The organism is Vibrio sp. PBL-C16, from assembly GCF_034321865.1.
Classification (GTDB): Bacteria; Pseudomonadota; Gammaproteobacteria; order Enterobacterales; family Vibrionaceae; genus Vibrio; species Vibrio alginolyticus.
In genome coordinates this window covers 2,053,455-2,070,479 of the sequence record NZ_JAXLNY010000002.1, presented here as the reverse complement: position 1 = coordinate 2,070,479, position 17,025 = coordinate 2,053,455, and the positions used below count along the sequence as shown (strand labels likewise).

Sequence of the window (17,025 nt, the reverse complement as noted above, 5' to 3'; positions counted from 1 at the left end):
TTATTTTTTATCTCGCTCCATCGAGCGCTGACGTAAAAGTTTTTGTTGTTGATACAGTGCCGCCTTTATCAGTAAATCTTGATCAGATTCTCGGAGCATCTTGTATCTAAGCGTGATAATGAAATCTTGCTCTGAAGCATCACATTCTTCTACTTGAGCGTAACAGTAAATCGCCGCAGCAGGGTGATCGAGGAACAGTTTAACACGAACGAGTTGTTGAGTAGTTAACGCTGTACCTGAGCGGAAACTGAGTTGACTAGCACCAAACTGCGTCGTTTGATAGCGAATGGAGGCGTCATCTTGTTGTGAAAGCATAAAGCTCAACAAGAGGTTAAGTTTCGCGTTTTGCGTATCAAGCAAGTTGATCACATGCTTTAACTCTTTGTTTTTCAGCTCTAGACGCGCGTTGTCTGCCAACATATCTAAGTGACTAAATTCACTGGCGACAATAAATGGTGCTGGAATTTCGGAGACAAATGTTTCTTCATCTGGCAAAGCAAAGTCCTCACTCAACGTTTCGACGTTGATGGTGAGGTTATGATGGACGGTAAAGTATTCTTGCTCTGTCATATAGTCGATCCTTTTGCCAGTGAGCGCTCCCTGTTCACTCAACAAACAAAGAGAAATAGGGCACTGATTATCGCTAACTGAATGAAGTTATCAAGTTTAGCCGATTTGTCCTTGAACTTTTTGCCCTAAATACAGACTTATTGCATGTCGTTGACAAATTTAGCGATTCTCTTGTCTTCTTAATGAGAAGAGTAAGGTAAGATAATCCGCTAAAGCTTTATATCAAAACAACCAGTTGGTTTGTCTTATATGTATCATCCTATCTCATTGTTTATTGGCTTAAGGTATCTTCGGGGACGCTCTGGAGATAGGTTCAGCCGATTTGTTTCTTATATGTCGACGGCGGGTATTACGATCGGTGTAATGGCGTTGGTGACGGTTCTTTCTGTGATGAACGGGTTTGAATCGCAGTTAAAAGAACGCATTTTAGGTGTGCTACCTCATGCCGTTGTTTCGCAACACGATGGAAAAACGCCGATGACCGAGTCTGCCCCTCCATTTGTTCAAGCGATGTCGAGTGAATCCCAGCCGGAACCTATCGTTAGAGGAGAGGCTGTTATTCAGAGTTCTGCACAGCTGACGGCTGGTTACCTCATCGGTATTGAACCTAAGAAAGGCGATCCGATTAGCAACCATTTGATTGCCGGACGATTATCGTCACTTCAAGCAGGTGACTACAATGTATTTTTGGGTCACAGTTTGGCGCGTTCACTAAAGGTCTCAATCGGGGATAAAGTGCGCTTGATGGTGACCAACGCGACGCAGTTTACCCCACTTGGTCGTATTCCTAGCCAGCGAAACTTTACTGTCTCAGGCATTTTCAATACGGGATCGGACGTTGATGGTCAATTAATGATTGTGAACATGACGGATGCATCTAAGCTGATGCGTTTCCCTAAAGACACGGTTTCTGGTTGGCGTGTCTTTTTCTCTGACCCATTTATGGTGACGGATTTTGCTGACCAACCCATGCCTGATGGGTGGCAATGGAGTGATTGGCGCGAACAGCGTGGTGAGCTTTTCCAAGCGGTGAAAATGGAAAAGAACATGATGGGACTTATGCTAGGTCTAATTGTGGGTGTCGCTGCATTCAATATTATCTCCGCTTTAATCATGGTAGTAATGGAGAAGCAATCAGAAGTCGCAATATTGAAAACTCAAGGCATGAATCAATCTCAAGTGATGACCATTTTCATGGTGCAAGGTGCAAGCAGTGGTGTAATTGGCGCGATTGTTGGTGGTGCTGCGGGCGTGATCTTGTCACTTAATCTAAATGCGATTCTTGAATCTGCTGGTGTGGCGCTGTTCAGCTTTGGTGGTCATCTCCCTATCTTGATTGATTCACTACAAATTCTTTTAGTGGTGGTGTTGGCGATTGCTCTTAGCCTTGCTGCTACGCTTTATCCTTCTTATCGAGCATCTTCTGTTAAACCTGCTGAGGCACTTCGCTATGAATAAGCTATTAGAATGTCGTGATATTCGTAAAGTCTACCGAGAGGGTTCGTTAGATACGGAAGTGTTGAAAGGCGTAAGTTTCGATATCGACAAAGGGGAGTTGGTTTCTATTGTTGGCTCTTCTGGTTCGGGAAAAAGTACCTTATTGCATATTTTAGGTGCGTTAGATGACGCAACTCATGGTGAAGTTGATTTTCTAGGGCAAAACCTATCAGCTTTGAGCTCGAACAAACAGGCGGCATTACGCAACAAGCACCTTGGTTTTGTATACCAGTTTCATCACTTGTTGGCTGACTTTACTGCGCTTGAAAATGTGGCGATGCCACTGATGATTGGCGGTGCTAAAGTAGCGGATGCAAAACAGGCGGCTAAAGCGCTGTTAGATAAAGTTGGTTTGAGTCATCGGATGCAACATAGACCCTCCGAGTTATCGGGCGGAGAGCGTCAGCGTGTTGCGATTGCGCGTGCATTGGTGAATAAGCCTGATCTGGTCTTGGCTGATGAACCTACAGGGAACTTAGATCACAATACGGCACTGTCTATCTATGATTTGATGCGCGAGCTCAATAAAGAGTCAAACATTGCATTTTTGGTTGTCACGCATGACAAAGAGCTGGCAGCAAAAATGGATCGTCAAATGCACATGCAAGATGGTTTGCTCGTAGATCGTTTTGTGACTGATACAGCATCTGCGGAGGGCTAGTTTTGTTTACCTCTTTAGCTTTGATGATTGGTGGTCGCTTCAGTCGAGCGAAAAAGCGCAACAAGATGGTGTCTTTCATATCGCTTTCTTCGACTATTGGTATTGCGGTTGGCGTTGCTGTGATCATTATCGGTTTGTCTGCAATGAATGGCTTTGAGCGCGAGCTGCAATCGCGTGTGTTGTCTGTGATCCCACACGGCGAGTTAGAAGGTGTTAATGGACCATTTCATGACTACACCAAAACGATGAATCAAGCTCTAAAACATGAACATGTTGTTGCGGCAGCACCGTACGTTCGTTTTACGGGCTTGGCAGAAAAAGGCAGTAAGCTAAAAGCGATAGAAGTTCGTGGTGTAGAGCCTACTTTCGAGCAAGCGGTGTCGAGCTTATCGAATTTTATTGACCAAGAAGCTTGGCAAAACTTTTATGCCGGTCAGCAGCAAGTGATCTTAGGACGAGGTGTAGCAAACGAGCTAAATGTCGCCGTGGGGGATTACGTTACGTTGATGATTCCGCAAACAGGCGGTGCAAATAAAGTGCAGGCTCCTAAGCGAGTGCGCGTGAAGGTGTCAGGGTTCTTAACATTGAATGGCCAAATCGACCACTCTCTAGCGTTAGTACCATTAGCGGATGCTCAGCAATACGCGAGATTAGGGGAAGGGGTCACTGGCATTTCACTAAAAACTGACGATGTTCTCAATGCGCCTTCTATTGTTCGCGAGGTTGGTAGCATGATTGATGTTTATGTGTATTTGAAAAGCTGGCAGCAAAAGTTTGGTTTTTTGTATCGCGATATTCAGCTCGTGCGCACCATTATGTACTTGGTGATGGTACTGGTGATTGGCGTGGCATGTTTTAATATTGTGTCTACGTTGATGATGGCAGTGAAAGACCGAGCGGCGGAAATCGCAATTTTGCGAACAATGGGAGCAAAAGATAGCCTAATCAAACGGATCTTTGTTTGGCAAGGTGTATTCTCTGGTGTATTTGGCAGTCTCGTCGGCAGTGTTATCGGTGTCTTAGTGGCGTTAAACCTGACTCCGTTAGTTAAAGGGTTAGAGAGCTTAATTGGTCATCAGTTTTTATCGGGCGATATTTACTTCGTCGACTTCTTACCATCACAACTACACTGGCCAGATGTGGCATTGGTGTCAGTGACGGCGATAGTGCTTAGTTTACTTGCGACGTGGTATCCTGCTTCTCGTGCCGCAAGGTTGAATCCGGCGGCTGTACTGAGTTCTAAATAGCTGATTGTTTTACAATATGCGAAAAACAAAAAAGGACCGAATTCGGTCCTTTTTTGTATTTATCCGACTTGAGTAACATCGCGTTTCATTCTAACTGTTAGATGCCCCTCAACTGATAGCTCAAATGCTGATTTTTACGCAGTAAGGTCTTATCTTATTTTGCGTTTTTGCCAGCTCCGTACCACTGAGTAGCGCCAAAGCCCTCGAATTCCGAAGTAGCCAATAATCGCGGATACAACCCCACAAATTGCGCAGCCCAATAGAAATGGAGGTCCAATGGTACTCATTTGCTGCATGATGAATTCCCACGATAGTTCAAAGTGAAAAGGTTGTGGGGGAAGACGCATCACTAGAGCACCTAGCTTGTACGCAAAGTAAAATAGCACAGGCATAGTGATAGGATTGCTGATCCATACCAAAGCGACGGAGAGGGGCAGATTGACACCCAACATAATGGCCAAACCAGCGGCCATGATCATTTGGCTCGGCAGCGGAACAAAAGCCATAAATAACCCGACAGCAAAAGCCCCTGATGCCGAGCGGCGGTTTAAGCACCACAAGTTCGGGTTGTACAACACATTGCCGAAGACCTTCAATGCTTTTTGGCGTTTGATCAATTCATGATCTGGCATGAAGCGTTTTATCAGCTTTCTAGGCATAGGACAGCATGACTCTCTCAGAAAAAAGTTGGACCTTGGCGTTATTTGTAGCGAGCGTAATCTCGTCGGCTTGGTGGCCGACAATACCAGATTGGCGTTGGTTGCTGCTGGGAATAATAACCACTGGCTCAATAATCAAATTACGTCGTGGCTTAATTAGCATAGGCGCAATTGCGGGCTTTATGGTTGTCATCGTCCACGGCAATGTATTGGAGTCTCAGAGACAAGCCCTTTTTCAAGCAGGGGAGAATATTACCATAATTGGTAAAGTTGACAGCCCTTTTACGCAAATAAGTCACGGTTATGAAGGTATTGTCGCGATAGAAGCGGTAAATTCTCAAACTCTGTTACCTTTTCTTAAACCTAAAATCCGTCTTATTACGCCTTTTCCACTCGATGTTAACAGTGAGTTTACGACATCCATTTCGTTAAAGCCGATTACAGGTCTACGCAACGAAGCTGGCTTTGATGCTGAAAAGCACGCGATGGGTAAAAATACTATCGCCCGAGCGGTTGTTAACAAAGACGCTAAGTGGATTGTTCGTTCTAATGTATCTCTGCGTCAATCCATTATTGCCGATGTCGCTGATGATGTGTCTTCCCTTCATCATTTCTCGTTAATAAGTGCGTTAGTTTTTGCTGACCGTTCTTGGCTGTCTAAAGAGGATTGGCAAGCGCTCAGGGACAGTGGTTTACTGCATTTGGTCTCCATTTCTGGTTTACATATTGGTATGGCGTTTACTTTTGGGCTAGTCGTGGGCGGTACCGTTCGTTATCTATTACCCCAATACCAGTTGTTACCTAGCTTATATGGGCTGATCTTCGCTGTTGCCTACGCTTGGTTAGCGGATTTCTCTCTGCCTACTACGCGAGCAGTGTCGGTATGCGTTGTTTACGTTCTCCTGAAGTATACTCTGGTGCACTGGACTTCTTGGCGAGTTCTTTTGCTTGCAGTATCTCTACAACTGCTTGTCCAACCTTTTGCATCCTACAGTATGAGCTTTTGGTTATCATACCTCTCCGTTTGTGCGGTATTGTTCGCAATTAATTTGATTCGACATCAAAGGGGAGGTTGGAAAACGAAATTAAAAGCGGTATTGCTTACTCAATTGATGTTGAGCGCTTTAATCGTACCTGTTAGTGGCCATTTCTTTTCCGGTTTTAGTTTGTCCTCAATAGCCTACAACTTGGTATTTATTCCTTGGTTTGGATTTATCGTTGTACCTTTGATGTTCCTAGCCCTGTTCTCATCTTTGTTTCTTGAAATGATAGCGAAGCCTCTGTGGCATTTGGTGGACTGGTCATTACAGCCACTGAGCACGTCAATACAGTACGCAATAGGTTCTTGGCAACCTATTAGCATGGAAATGACAATGCTGGTTATGGCGATAGTGGTTTGCTTAATATTTCAACGGTTCATGTCTCAGTACGCGTGGTATTTGTTACTCGGCATCGTTATTAGTATCAAGCTTGCATCGGAGTATGAACCACATTGGCGTATCGATGTATTAGATGTAGGTCATGGCCTTGCAGTGGTTGTAGAAAAAGACGACAAGGTGTTGCTGTATGACACTGGTAAAGCATGGCAAAGCGGCAGTATCGCAGAGCAGGTCGTCACTCCGGTTTTGCATCAACGAGGTTATGAAAGCATAGATACACTGATTCTAAGCCATTCCGATAATGATCACGCAGGCGGCCGCTTTTTCATTGAAGATGCCTTTTCTCCACAGCGTAAACTTAGTAGTCAATTCTTTATCGAATATGAGCCTTGCACTAGAGGCGACCAATGGAAATGGCAAGGATTAAACATGGAAGTGCTCTGGCCTCCTGCACTTGTTCAACGTGCGTATAATCCGCACTCCTGTGTATTACGACTTACTGACCCTATTTCTAACTTTAGTATGCTTTTTACTGGTGATATTGAGGCCATTAGCGAGTGGATTTTGCTTAGAGAACCCGGAAAGTTACAAAGCGATGTGATGCTAGTCCCTCACCACGGGAGTAAAAGTTCATCGAATCCTCGATTTATTGAGGCGGTGAGCCCGAGTGTGGCAGTTGCTTCTTTAGCAAAAAACAATCGATGGGGAATGCCAGCGGAAAATGTCGTTGCTTCATACCGAAAGCTTGGCGTTACTTGGCTTGATACTGGTGAGGGTGGTCAGGTAAGCTTCTTTATTCACCGTGATAATTGGCGCTCAGAAACCAAACGTAGCGATACATTTGAGCCTTGGTATAGGCAAATGCTGCGTAGCGGAACTAATATAAAAAGACCTAATGTCGAATTAGGTCTGTAAGTTTTAGCTTTTTATTTTTAATATATCCAACCTGAATTTTTTATTCTTTTTTAATGGTAGTGTAAAACTAAATAGTTTCTTTTCACCATTTGGTCTGGCTAGTTGCTCTAAGCTAGAAAAGTAGTCTTCGAAAAACTCGGTCTTAAGTATACATTCTAACCACAAGTTAGCTTTTATAGAATCTAATTTGTTCCATGGTTTTACTCTTGATGCGTAATGGAGTTGAATCGGATTATCATATGCATCCAATAATTCTTCTTTAGTATAGTTAACCTCATCCACAAACTCTTTTCTGTCATACATACTATACACATAGTTACAAACCATGTTTCTTAAGGGTAATTTTCCAACTCTAGGGTGACAACAGAAGTTTAGAACGTCTTGTTCTGGCTGTATTAATCTGTGAGAGTTTTTTTCGAGGTAGTCTTTAAACCTTTTCTCTAAATTATCTTTTCTAATGAGATCGGCATTCATAAAAAAGTATCCAGCACCTATTTTCAGTTGGCTAATCTCTTCATTAGAAAAACTCTTTTTATAAACATCATTATAGCTTAGGATCTTATCTACAGAGAATACCCCTGATATATAATTATTATCATCGTTGTTATTATATTCTATAAAATCTTTTGAAATGTCATTTAAGTAAATAACATCGACATCAGATACGATCATTTTTTTATGTTCTTTAATTAAACTTGAAATACTAAGTTTGTAAAACATAGCTTTAGAGTAATGACCTTTTGTCTTTATGTTTTTCCAATCATTTTCAAAGTCGACATTTTCATCGAAATTAATGAAAATAAGCTCTGAGTTTTTGAATTTTTGTATGGTTTTTTTTAATTTTTCTTGATTTAGCAGCGTAATATCTTCATGTAAGACATATATCTGGTATTTGTAGTTTTTATCTGATTTCTCAAGCAAAGAATAGAATGCTACTGCAGCTGGAATAACATAGTTGTTATCAAAGCAATGAACAATGGGAATGACTTGCATATTTTTTATTGTAAATAAGAATGAACATATCAAGAGTATAGAGCGAAATATAAAAGACTAAAAGACTTTCTCTAAGTGGACATAACACATTTATTAATGTTTATCAGTAGATGAACAGGTACGATGGTCAAGTTTGCTTCACGATGAGGCTTGATCCCCCAATTTTCATATTTAAGATTGAATATCAGTTGAGTCAGAGTAGGTTAGCCAATGACACATTGGAGATCTACTGGGTAAAAGTGGCAGTCTTATACGTTAGCAAACTTAGTGTACGTTCTAGGGATAGGCATATGAGCGCTAACAGAGTAGAATGAATGCCTTAATGTAAGAAAACAAAGCACTTCTATGTCAACAAATACTGATGAAACGACTTGGCAGACGTTTAAGCGTCTCTGGCAATTTATACGCCTTTATAAATCTGGCCTAATCGTTGCTGTTTTAGCATTAGTTATTAATGCAATATCAGATACTTATATGATTTCCTTGCTAAAACCGCTACTCGATGAAGGTTTTGGGAACGCTGAGTCTGATTTTTTACGCACGCTTCCATTGATTATTTTTGCTATGATGTTCATTCGTGGCATAAGTGGATTTGTCTCCACCTACTGTTTGAGTTGGGTATCTGGCAACGTAGTTATGCAAGTCCGTCGCATGGTGTTCAATCACTTTATGCATATGCCGGTGTCTTACTTTGATAAGGAAAAGACGGGCAATTTATTGTCGCGTATAACCTACGACTCAGAGCAAGTGTCAGCGGCAACTAGCCAAGCGTTGGTGAGCATTGTCCGTGAAGGCGCAAGTATCATTGGTCTGTTAGTCTTGATGTTTTACAACAGCTGGCAATTGTCGCTAGTGCTGTTTGCTGTTGCTCCCGTTGTAGCATGGGGTATTGGTGTTGTTTCTAAACGTTTTAGAAAAATATCCAAAAATATGCAGACCATGATGGGTAACGTAACTGCATCAGCAGAGCAGATGCTGAAAGGCCATAAAGTTGTGCTGAGCTATGGCGGCCAAGACATCGAACGTAAACGATTTGAAAAAGTCAGCAACCAAATGCGTCAACAAAGCATGAAGTTGGTGACGGCTCAAGCGGCGGCTAACCCTATCATCCAAATGATTGCATCACTTGCAATTGTTGCCGTTCTTTATTTAGCAAGTATTGATTCGATTAAAGAGCAGTTGACTCCAGGGACATTTACTGTTGTCTTCTCTGCAATGTTTGGTCTGATGCGCCCACTTAAAGCGCTGACTAACGTTACTTCTCAGTTCCAACGTGGTATGGCCGCGAGCCAAACGCTCTTCGCGTTAATTGACCTCGAGCCTGAGAAAAACGAAGGTAAGTTGACAGTTGAACGCGCAAATGGCGATGTTTCGGTTAAAAACGTAAGCTTTACTTACACTGGCGCAGAAAAACCAGCATTGGAAAATGTCAGCTTCGATATTCCAAGAGGAAAAACGGTGGCGCTAGTTGGCCGTTCTGGCTCAGGTAAAAGTACCATCGCGAACTTGTTCAACCGCTTCTATGATGTTGGCAGTGGATCTATCACATTAGATGGGCATGATATTCGTGATTACGAGCTAAAGAATTTACGTCAGCAATTTGCACTAGTATCGCAAAATGTTCATTTGTTTAATGACACGATAGCAAACAATATTGCGTACGCAACGGATGGCCAATACGAACGCAGTGATATCGAGAAAGCGGCAACACTCGCGCATGCGATGGAGTTCATCAGTAAGATGGATGGCGGACTAGATGCGATGATTGGTGAAAATGGTGCTAGCTTGTCTGGTGGTCAACGCCAACGTGTTGCGATTGCGCGAGCTCTATTGCGTGATGCTCCAGTGCTGATTCTTGATGAGGCAACTTCGGCTTTGGATACCGAATCCGAGCGAGCTATTCAAGCTGCACTTGATGAGCTGCAAAAAGACAAAACGGTACTTGTAATAGCGCACCGCTTATCCACAATCGAGAAAGCCGATGAAATTCTTGTGGTTGATGATGGTGCCATCATTGAACGTGGCAACCACGCTGAGCTTATTGAGAAAAATGGTGCGTATGCACAATTGCACCGTATTCAGTTTGGTGAATAAGCGCGGTGATTGAAAAAATCTGGTTTGAAAGCCATCCAATAAAATATCTCTTGTGGCCGCTTTTGTGGCCACTGAGTTTATTATTTGGAGCGATAAGCAAGTCAAAGCGAAAGCAATACCAAACTGGCCGCAAGCAAGCTTATAATGCGCCTATACCTGTTGTTGTGGTTGGCAATATCACTGCTGGTGGCAATGGTAAAACACCAGTTGTTGTGTGGCTTGTTGAGCAACTACAGCAAATGGGCTTTAAGCCGGGGGTTGTTTCTCGTGGTTATGGGGCAAAGGCTCCTGCCTATCCGTTAGTGCTAAAAGAAGATACGCCAGCGAAGCATTGTGGCGATGAACCTAAGTTGATTCATCGCCGTACAGGAGCACCTGTTGCGGTAGATCCTGTGCGTTCAAATGCAGTGAAAGCACTGCTAGATTTGGATGTGGATATCATAATTACGGATGATGGATTACAACATTATGCGTTAGGCCGTGATATTGAGTTAGTGATTGTGGATGGGAATCGCCGGTTTGGGAATGAAAACCTGATTCCATTAGGTCCTTTACGTGAAGGTATTGAGCGACTTAAAGAAGTCGACTTTATCATCACCAATGGCGGTCAAGCGCATACGGGCGAAATCGCAATGGCTTTAGCACCCTCTAAAGCTATTAATCTTAAGACTAAGCAACATGTGGATGTCTCGGAGTTGAAAGATCTCGTCGCATTTGCGGGCATTGGGCATCCTCCGCGTTTTTTTCATACACTAAACTCGATGAACGCAAATGTTAAAGTCACAAAAGGTTTTGCTGACCATCAAGACTTTGATCAACAAGAATTAGAAGCATTGGCTCAACAAGGGACCAATGTGATTATGACCGAGAAAGATGCCGTCAAGTGCAGCCATTATGCGCAAGATAATTGGTGGTATCTGCCTGTATCTGCCCAGTTTGAATCAAACGATGCAGAGCAAATTTTAAATAGAATAAAAGAGGTTAAAGCGGCTTATGGATCACCGTCTACTTGAGATTGTAGCTTGCCCTGTTTGCAAAGGTAAGCTGACGTACGATAAAGATAATCAAGAGTTGATCTGCAAATTGGATCGCCTTGCTTACCCGATCAAAGAGGGTATTCCAGTTCTGCTAGAGCCTGAAGCTCGCACTATGAGCATGGATGAGGGACGCTAATGTCTTTTACGGTTGTCATCCCTTCGCGCTACGCATCGAGCCGTTTGCCTGGTAAACCGCTAGCGGATATTGGTGGTAAGCCTATGGTTCAGTGGGTTTATGAACAAGCGCTACAAGCGGGTGCGGAAGATGTCATCGTTGCAACTGATGACGAGCGTGTTGCGAAAGCGGTTTCGTCATTTGGTGGTAAAGTTTGTATGACCTCTCCCCACCACGAATCAGGTACGGAGCGTCTTGCCGAAGTTGTTGAAAAGATGGCTATTCCGTCAGACCACATTATTGTTAATGTGCAAGGGGATGAGCCTTTGATTCCGCCGTCCATCATTCGTCAGGTTGCTGATAACTTATCTGGGTGTGAAGCCCCGATGGCGACGTTAGCTGTAGAAATAGACTCGGAAGAGGAAGTGTTCAACCCGAACGCTGTTAAAGTTGTCGCAGATGAGCAAGGCTATGCGTTGTACTTTAGTCGAGCAACCATCCCTTGGGATCGCGATAACTTTGCTAAACAAGACAAAACTATTGCCAACCCATTAATGCGTCATATTGGTATTTATGCTTATCGAGCTGGTTTCATTAATACGTATGTCAACTGGGCACCAAGTGCATTAGAGCAGATTGAGTGTCTTGAGCAACTGCGAGTGCTTTGGTACGGTGAAAAAATTCATGTGGCGGTAGCGAAAGAAGCACCAGCGGCAGGGGTTGATACGCCCGAAGACCTAGAAGCCGTGCGCGCGATTGTTGCAAAGCAAGCGTAACAAATGCTCATATAGATTTAAGAATAAACAAGGCTCCTGAATTAGGAGCCTTTTTGTTTTACTTGTATCGCGGTATTAGTTAAATGTTAGTGTCGTATTGGTTCCGTTTAGGGCAGGTTGCTAACACTTCTCGGTGACCGGTGTCTTTCACTTCTTGGAGAATGACATCAAAGCCCCATAATCGGTACACGTGCTTTAGAACTTCTTCGTAACTATCATCAAGTGGGATGCGGTTGTGAGGAACGTACTGCAACGTAAGCGATCTATCACCACGGACATCGACATTAAACACCTGAATGTTTGGCTCAAGATTAGATAAGTTATACTGAGCAGCTAAGGTTTCTCTAATGCGTTTATAACCCATCTCATCGTGTATCGCAGCGACTTCAATAAAGTTCTTATGATCATCATCGTTGATCGCAAACAGCTTGAAATCACGCATTAATTTCGGAGAAAGGTATTGGCTAATAAAGCTTTCATCTTTGAAATTATGCATCGCGAAATGCACTGCATCTAACCAGTCGGTTCCTGCTAGGTCTGGAAACCACTCTTTGTCCTCATCAGTTGGTTCTTCACAGATACGCTTAATATCTCGGAACATGGCAAAGCCTAACGCGTAGGGGTTAATGCCATTAAAGTAAGGACTGTTATAAGGCGGCTGAGCCACGACACTGGTGTGGCTATGTAAGAACTCTAGAATGAATTTTTCAGACACCAAGCCCTCATCATAAAGATGGTTGAGTATGGTGTAGTGCCAGAACGTTGCCCAGCCCTCATTCATAACTTGCGTTTGTTTTTGCGGATAAAAATACTGACTGATCTTACGGACGATCCGAACAACTTCACGCTGCCACGGCTCTAGCAACGGCGCATGTTTTTCGAAGAAGTAGAGCAAGTTTTCCTGAGGCTCGCTTGGGAATCGCTCTTTAATGTCTTCCTCTTTCGTCTTGGCTGTCGGTACCGTGCGCCAAAGCTCATTAACTTGAGATTGTAGGTATGCTTCGCGTTCTTCTTGTCTTGCTTTTTCCTCTGTAATTGAGATTTTCTCTGGACGCTTGTAGCGGTCTACACCAAAGTTCATTAACGCGTGACAAGAGTCGAGCAGTTTTTCCACTTCTTTTACGCCATATCGTTCTTCACACTCGGCTAAATACTTTTTGGCGAACAGCAGATAGTCGATAATAGAGCTGGCGTCAGTCCACGTTTGGAATAGGTAATTACCTTTGAAAAAAGAGTTATGGCCGTAACACGCGTGCGCTATCACGAGTGCTTGCATTGTTACCGTATTTTCTTCCATCAAATAAGCAATACAAGGGTCGGAGTTAATCACAATCTCGTAGGCTAACCCCATTTGACCATGTTTATAGTTCTGCTCTGTTTGAATGAATTTTTTACCAAATGACCAGTGGTTGTAATTGATTGGCATGCCGATACTTGAGTAGGCATCCATCATCTGTTCTGAAGTAATCACTTCTATTTGGTTAGGGTAAGTGTCTAGGCGATAATGCTCCGCGACACGCTTAATTTCTTTGTGGTATCGCTCTAACAGCTCAAATGTCCAATCTGGTCCATCTGGCAACACTTTACTGTTACGCTTTTTAGGCGCCTCTCCTGAGAGGTTTCTCGTTGCGGTATTCATCGCTAGCCTCCTTACGCCGTTTCTTTTTGGAATAGTTCACGAAAGACTGGGAAAATATCCTCCACAGAGCGAATGTTTTTCATTGCGAAATTAGGAAACTCTTCAGTGAGTTTTTCGTACTCATGCCATAGAGTTTGGTGCGATCGCCGCGTGATCTCTATGTAAGAGTAATACTGACAGTTTGGAAGTAATTTGTTCACTAACAGATCCCGGCATCTTGGCGAATCATCTGCCCAGTTGTCACCGTCGGATGCTTGAGCTGCATATATGTTCCACTGACCAATCGGGTATCGCTCTTTTACTATTTCATCCATTAACTTGAGCGCGCTAGATACAATGGTACCCCCGGTTTCTTGTGAGTAGAAAAATTCGTGCTCGTCCACTTCCTTCGCTTGGGTATGGTGGCGGATAAAGACGACTTCGACATTCTCGTAGGTACGAGTTAAGAACAAGTACAAAAGAACATAGAAGCGTTTTGCGATGTCTTTCGTTGCCTGGTCCATCGAACCGGATACGTCCATTAGACAGAACATTACCGCTTGGCTCGATGGTACCGGGCGTTTCTCATAGTTCTTGAAGCGTAAGTCGAAGGTATCGATGAACGGCACGCTTTCGATTTTCTTGCGCAGTTCTTCAATTTCAGCCTTCAAGCGGTTCTCTTCAAACTGCTGAGCAGGTTCAATATTTTTGATGCGAGCAAGTTCGTCTTCTAACTCTTTAAGAAGTCGTTTCTTACCAGCAGTCATTGCAGTACGGCGCGCAAGAGATTGTTGCAGAGAGCGTACTACGGCGATATTGGAAGGGATACCGGCAGTTTGAAAGCCTGCACGGTGCGTTTTCCATTCTGTGATTTTGGCAATTTGGTTTTTTTCTAGATTAGGCAGCTCGAGATCTTCGAACAAAATATCGAGGTACTCATCTTTTGATATTTGGAATACAAATTCGTCTTGGCCTTCTCCATCTGGACTGGCGTTCCCTTCTCCAGAGCCGCTACCTTGACCGCCACCTTTGGGACGCTCAATTTTATCACCAGTAATGAATTGGTCGTTACCGGGATGAACTCGTTCTCGAACACCACCTTTGCCTTGATGAAATATAGGCTCATTGATGTCTTTGTGAGGGATAGAGACGTCTTCGCCCGTTTCCGTATTCGTAATCGAGCGTCGATTCACTGCGTCTGCTACCGACTCTTTTATTTGCTCTTTGTGGCGCTTCAAGAAGCGCTGTCGATTAACAGCGCTCTTGTTCTTGCCATTGAGCCTTCGGTCTATAAATTGCGCCATGAAATAGCCCTCTTCATGTTTCACAAGCGACCTAACTCAATACTGGGTTAGGATGACTTACGTACTCGTAGGTACCACTCAGAAAGTAGGCGAACCTGTTTCTCGGTATAGCCTTTTTCCATCATGCGAGCGACAAAGTCGTCGTGCTTCTTCTGATCTTCAGAAGAGGTTTTCGCATTAAATGAGATAACCGGAAGTAGCTCTTCGGTATTGGAGAACATTTTCTTCTCGATTACTGTGCGCAGTTTTTCGTAGCTGGTCCAAACCGGGTTTTGACCATTGTTATTCGCTTTCGCACGAAGCACAAAGTTAACGATTTCGTTTCGGAAATCTTTCGGGTTAGAAATACCAGCTGTTTTTTCGATCTTCTCTAGCTCAGCATTCAGTGAAGAGCGATCAAATAGCTGACCAGTTTCTGGATCTCGGTACTCTTGGTCTTGAATCCAGAAGTCTGCATAGGTGACATATCGGTCGAAGATGTTTTGGCCGTACTCAGAGTAAGACTCAAGATAAGCGGTCTGAATCTCTTTACCGATAAATTCAACGTATCGAGGTACTAGGTAGCCTTTCAAGAACTCGAGATATTTCTCTGCTGTTTCAGCAGGGAACTGTTCGCGCTCAACCTGTTGTTCAATCACATAGAATAGATGTACAGGGTTGGCTGCCACTTCGGTTTGGTCGAAGTTAAATACGCGTGACAAAATCTTAAAGGCAAAACGTGTTGAGAGACCGTTCATGCCTTCATCGACACCAGCATAATCACGATACTCTTGATAGCTTTTTGCCTTTGGATCCGTATCTTTCAGCGTTTCACCGTCGTATACGCGCATCTTAGAGAAGATGGACGAGTTTTCAGGCTCTTTAAGTCGAGAAAGAATACTGAATTGTGCCAGAGTCTCGAGCGTGCTTGGTGAACAAGGGGCTTGAGACAACTCACTGTTTTCAAGAAGTTTTTGGTAGATTTTGACTTCTTCTGAAACACGTAGACAGTAAGGTACTTTCACAATATAAACACGGTCCAAGAACGCTTCATTGTTCTTGTTGTTACGGAAGGTCTGCCACTCAGATTCGTTTGAGTGAGCCAGAATCATACCGTCGAATGGAATCGCAGAAAGGCCTTCTGTACCGTTGAAGTTGCCTTCTTGCGTTGCTGTTAACAGCGGGTGAAGCACTTTGATTGGTGCTTTGAACATCTCAACGAATTCCATTAAACCTTGGTTTGCTTTACACAGCGCACCGGAGTAGCTGTAAGCGTCTGGATCGTCTTGCGAATAGTGTTCAAGCTTACGAATATCGACTTTACCAACCAATGATGAGATATCTTGGTTGTTTTCATCGCCTGGTTCAGTTTTGGCAATACCGATTTGGTCAAGGATAGAAGGGCGTACTTTCACTACTTTAAATTTGGTGATATCACCACCAAACTCGTGAAGACGTTTAGCGGCCCAAGGAGACATGATCGAGCGAAGATAACGGTGCTCGATGCCATATTCTTTTTTCAAAATATCGCCATCTTCTGTGGCTTTGAATAGGCAGAACGGATGGTCATTCACTGGGCTGCGTTCGCCGTTAGCAGTAAGAACATAAATAGGCATCTGTTCCATCAGAGCCTTAAGCTTTTCTGCAAGCGAAGACTTACCGCCACCTACAGGGCCAAGTAGGTAAAGAATCTGCTTACGCTCTTCTAGGCCTTGCGCCGCATGTTTTAGGTAAGACACAATTTGTTCTATGGCATCTTCCATGCCATAAAAGTCTTTAAAGGTTTCATAACGAGAGATAACACGATTCGAGAAGATTCGGCTTAGTCTCGGATCCTTTGCCGTATCGATTATCTCTGGTTCACCAATCGCCATCAGTAGGCGTTCTGCTGCATTAGCATAAGCGCTTTTGTCATCTTTACACAGGGCTAAAAACTCCTGTAACGACATCTCTTCATCTTTTGCAGCTTCATATCTTGATTGATAGTGGTCGAAAATACTCATGTCGCTTTCCCCTTTAATAGTCAGTCTACCGACGAACGTTGATTCAGGCTTTCCACCAACAGTTATGCTCGTTGTTGTTTGAATATACGTCCTGTTATCACATTTGGTTCGTACAGAATGTAAGATTGGCGACACCAAAGACTTTGCTTTATGGACGGTTTTTTCGTTACAACGGTGA

At 43.5% G+C, this 17,025-nt stretch carries 14 protein-coding genes; 8 read left to right on the top strand and 6 right to left on the bottom strand.

Annotated features, from left to right (window positions below; genetic code table 11):
- Entirely contained in the window at positions 1 to 570 is a 570-nt protein-coding gene (locus UQW94_RS17695) for a hypothetical protein (protein WP_017820014.1), read from the bottom strand.
- A gap of 249 nt (positions 571 to 819) precedes the next feature.
- On the opposite strand from UQW94_RS17695, the gene lolC reads away from it, so the two are divergent.
- From lolC to lolE, 3 genes are read left to right on the top strand one after another with little or no spacing between them, the layout of a single operon-like run.
- Positions 820 to 2,028: a lipoprotein-releasing ABC transporter permease subunit LolC gene (lolC, locus tag UQW94_RS17690; RefSeq protein ID WP_322142449.1), complete on the top strand. Its 1,209-nt coding sequence runs from the start codon at positions 820 to 822 to the stop codon at positions 2,026 to 2,028.
- Positions 2,021 to 2,728, top strand: coding sequence for a lipoprotein-releasing ABC transporter ATP-binding protein LolD (gene lolD / locus UQW94_RS17685; protein WP_005378457.1), 708 nt, complete (start codon positions 2,021 to 2,023; stop codon positions 2,726 to 2,728). Before lolC ends, lolD begins: the two co-directional genes overlap by 8 nt.
- Positions 2,729 to 2,730: 2 nt before the next feature.
- Positions 2,731 to 3,975 (top strand): lipoprotein-releasing ABC transporter permease subunit LolE, encoded by a 1,245-nt coding sequence (lolE, locus tag UQW94_RS17680; protein WP_322142448.1) that lies wholly within the window; start codon positions 2,731 to 2,733, stop codon positions 3,973 to 3,975.
- 149 nt (positions 3,976 to 4,124) lie between these two features.
- Here the strand turns inward: lolE and UQW94_RS17675 are convergent, their stop codons facing one another.
- A complete protein-coding gene (locus UQW94_RS17675; RefSeq protein WP_005387834.1) occupies positions 4,125 to 4,634 on the bottom strand; it encodes a DUF2062 domain-containing protein in 510 nt (169 codons plus the stop codon).
- 8 nt (positions 4,635 to 4,642) lie between these two features.
- Here UQW94_RS17675 and UQW94_RS17670 point away from each other — a divergent pair, with 8 nt between their 5' ends.
- Complete coding sequence (locus UQW94_RS17670; protein ID WP_322142447.1) at positions 4,643 to 6,928, top strand: DNA internalization-related competence protein ComEC/Rec2; 2,286 nt, start codon at positions 4,643 to 4,645, stop codon at positions 6,926 to 6,928.
- A gap of 3 nt (positions 6,929 to 6,931) precedes the next feature.
- On the opposite strand, the gene UQW94_RS17665 is transcribed toward UQW94_RS17670, so the two are convergent.
- Complete coding sequence (locus UQW94_RS17665; protein WP_104978932.1) at positions 6,932 to 7,921, bottom strand: glycosyltransferase family 8 protein; 990 nt, start codon at positions 7,919 to 7,921, stop codon at positions 6,932 to 6,934.
- Between the two features lie 345 nt (positions 7,922 to 8,266).
- On the opposite strand from UQW94_RS17665, the gene msbA reads away from it, so the two are divergent.
- Genes msbA through kdsB form a run of 4 tightly spaced genes read left to right on the top strand, consistent with a single transcriptional unit; the run spans position 8,267 to position 11,943 of the window.
- On the top strand, positions 8,267 to 10,015 hold the full coding sequence (gene msbA / locus UQW94_RS17660) for a lipid A ABC transporter ATP-binding protein/permease MsbA (RefSeq protein WP_104978934.1): 1,749 nt from the start codon (positions 8,267 to 8,269) through the stop codon (positions 10,013 to 10,015).
- A 5-nt stretch (positions 10,016 to 10,020) separates the two neighbouring features.
- Complete coding sequence (gene lpxK / locus UQW94_RS17655; RefSeq protein ID WP_322142446.1) at positions 10,021 to 11,028, top strand: tetraacyldisaccharide 4'-kinase; 1,008 nt, start codon at positions 10,021 to 10,023, stop codon at positions 11,026 to 11,028.
- On the top strand, positions 11,009 to 11,188 hold the full coding sequence (locus UQW94_RS17650) for a Trm112 family protein (RefSeq protein ID WP_005378451.1): 180 nt from the start codon (positions 11,009 to 11,011) through the stop codon (positions 11,186 to 11,188). The genes lpxK and UQW94_RS17650 overlap by 20 nt, the downstream gene beginning before the upstream one ends.
- Positions 11,188 to 11,943, top strand: coding sequence for a 3-deoxy-manno-octulosonate cytidylyltransferase (kdsB, locus tag UQW94_RS17645; protein WP_005378450.1), 756 nt, complete (start codon positions 11,188 to 11,190; stop codon positions 11,941 to 11,943). Before UQW94_RS17650 ends, kdsB begins: the two co-directional genes overlap by 1 nt.
- Before the next feature lie 79 nt (positions 11,944 to 12,022).
- On the opposite strand, the gene UQW94_RS17640 is transcribed toward kdsB, so the two are convergent.
- The 3 genes from UQW94_RS17640 to UQW94_RS17630 are packed head-to-tail and all read right to left on the bottom strand — an operon-like array spanning position 12,023 to position 16,847.
- A complete protein-coding gene (locus UQW94_RS17640; protein WP_005378449.1) occupies positions 12,023 to 13,582 on the bottom strand; it encodes a SpoVR family protein in 1,560 nt (519 codons plus the stop codon).
- Positions 13,583 to 13,593: 11 nt separating this feature from the next.
- Entirely contained in the window at positions 13,594 to 14,865 is a 1,272-nt protein-coding gene (locus tag UQW94_RS17635; RefSeq protein ID WP_005378448.1) for a YeaH/YhbH family protein, read from the bottom strand.
- A gap of 47 nt (positions 14,866 to 14,912) precedes the next feature.
- Positions 14,913 to 16,847, bottom strand: coding sequence for a PrkA family serine protein kinase (locus UQW94_RS17630; protein ID WP_005378447.1), 1,935 nt, complete (start codon positions 16,845 to 16,847; stop codon positions 14,913 to 14,915).
- Positions 16,848 to 17,025 lie beyond the last annotated feature (178 nt).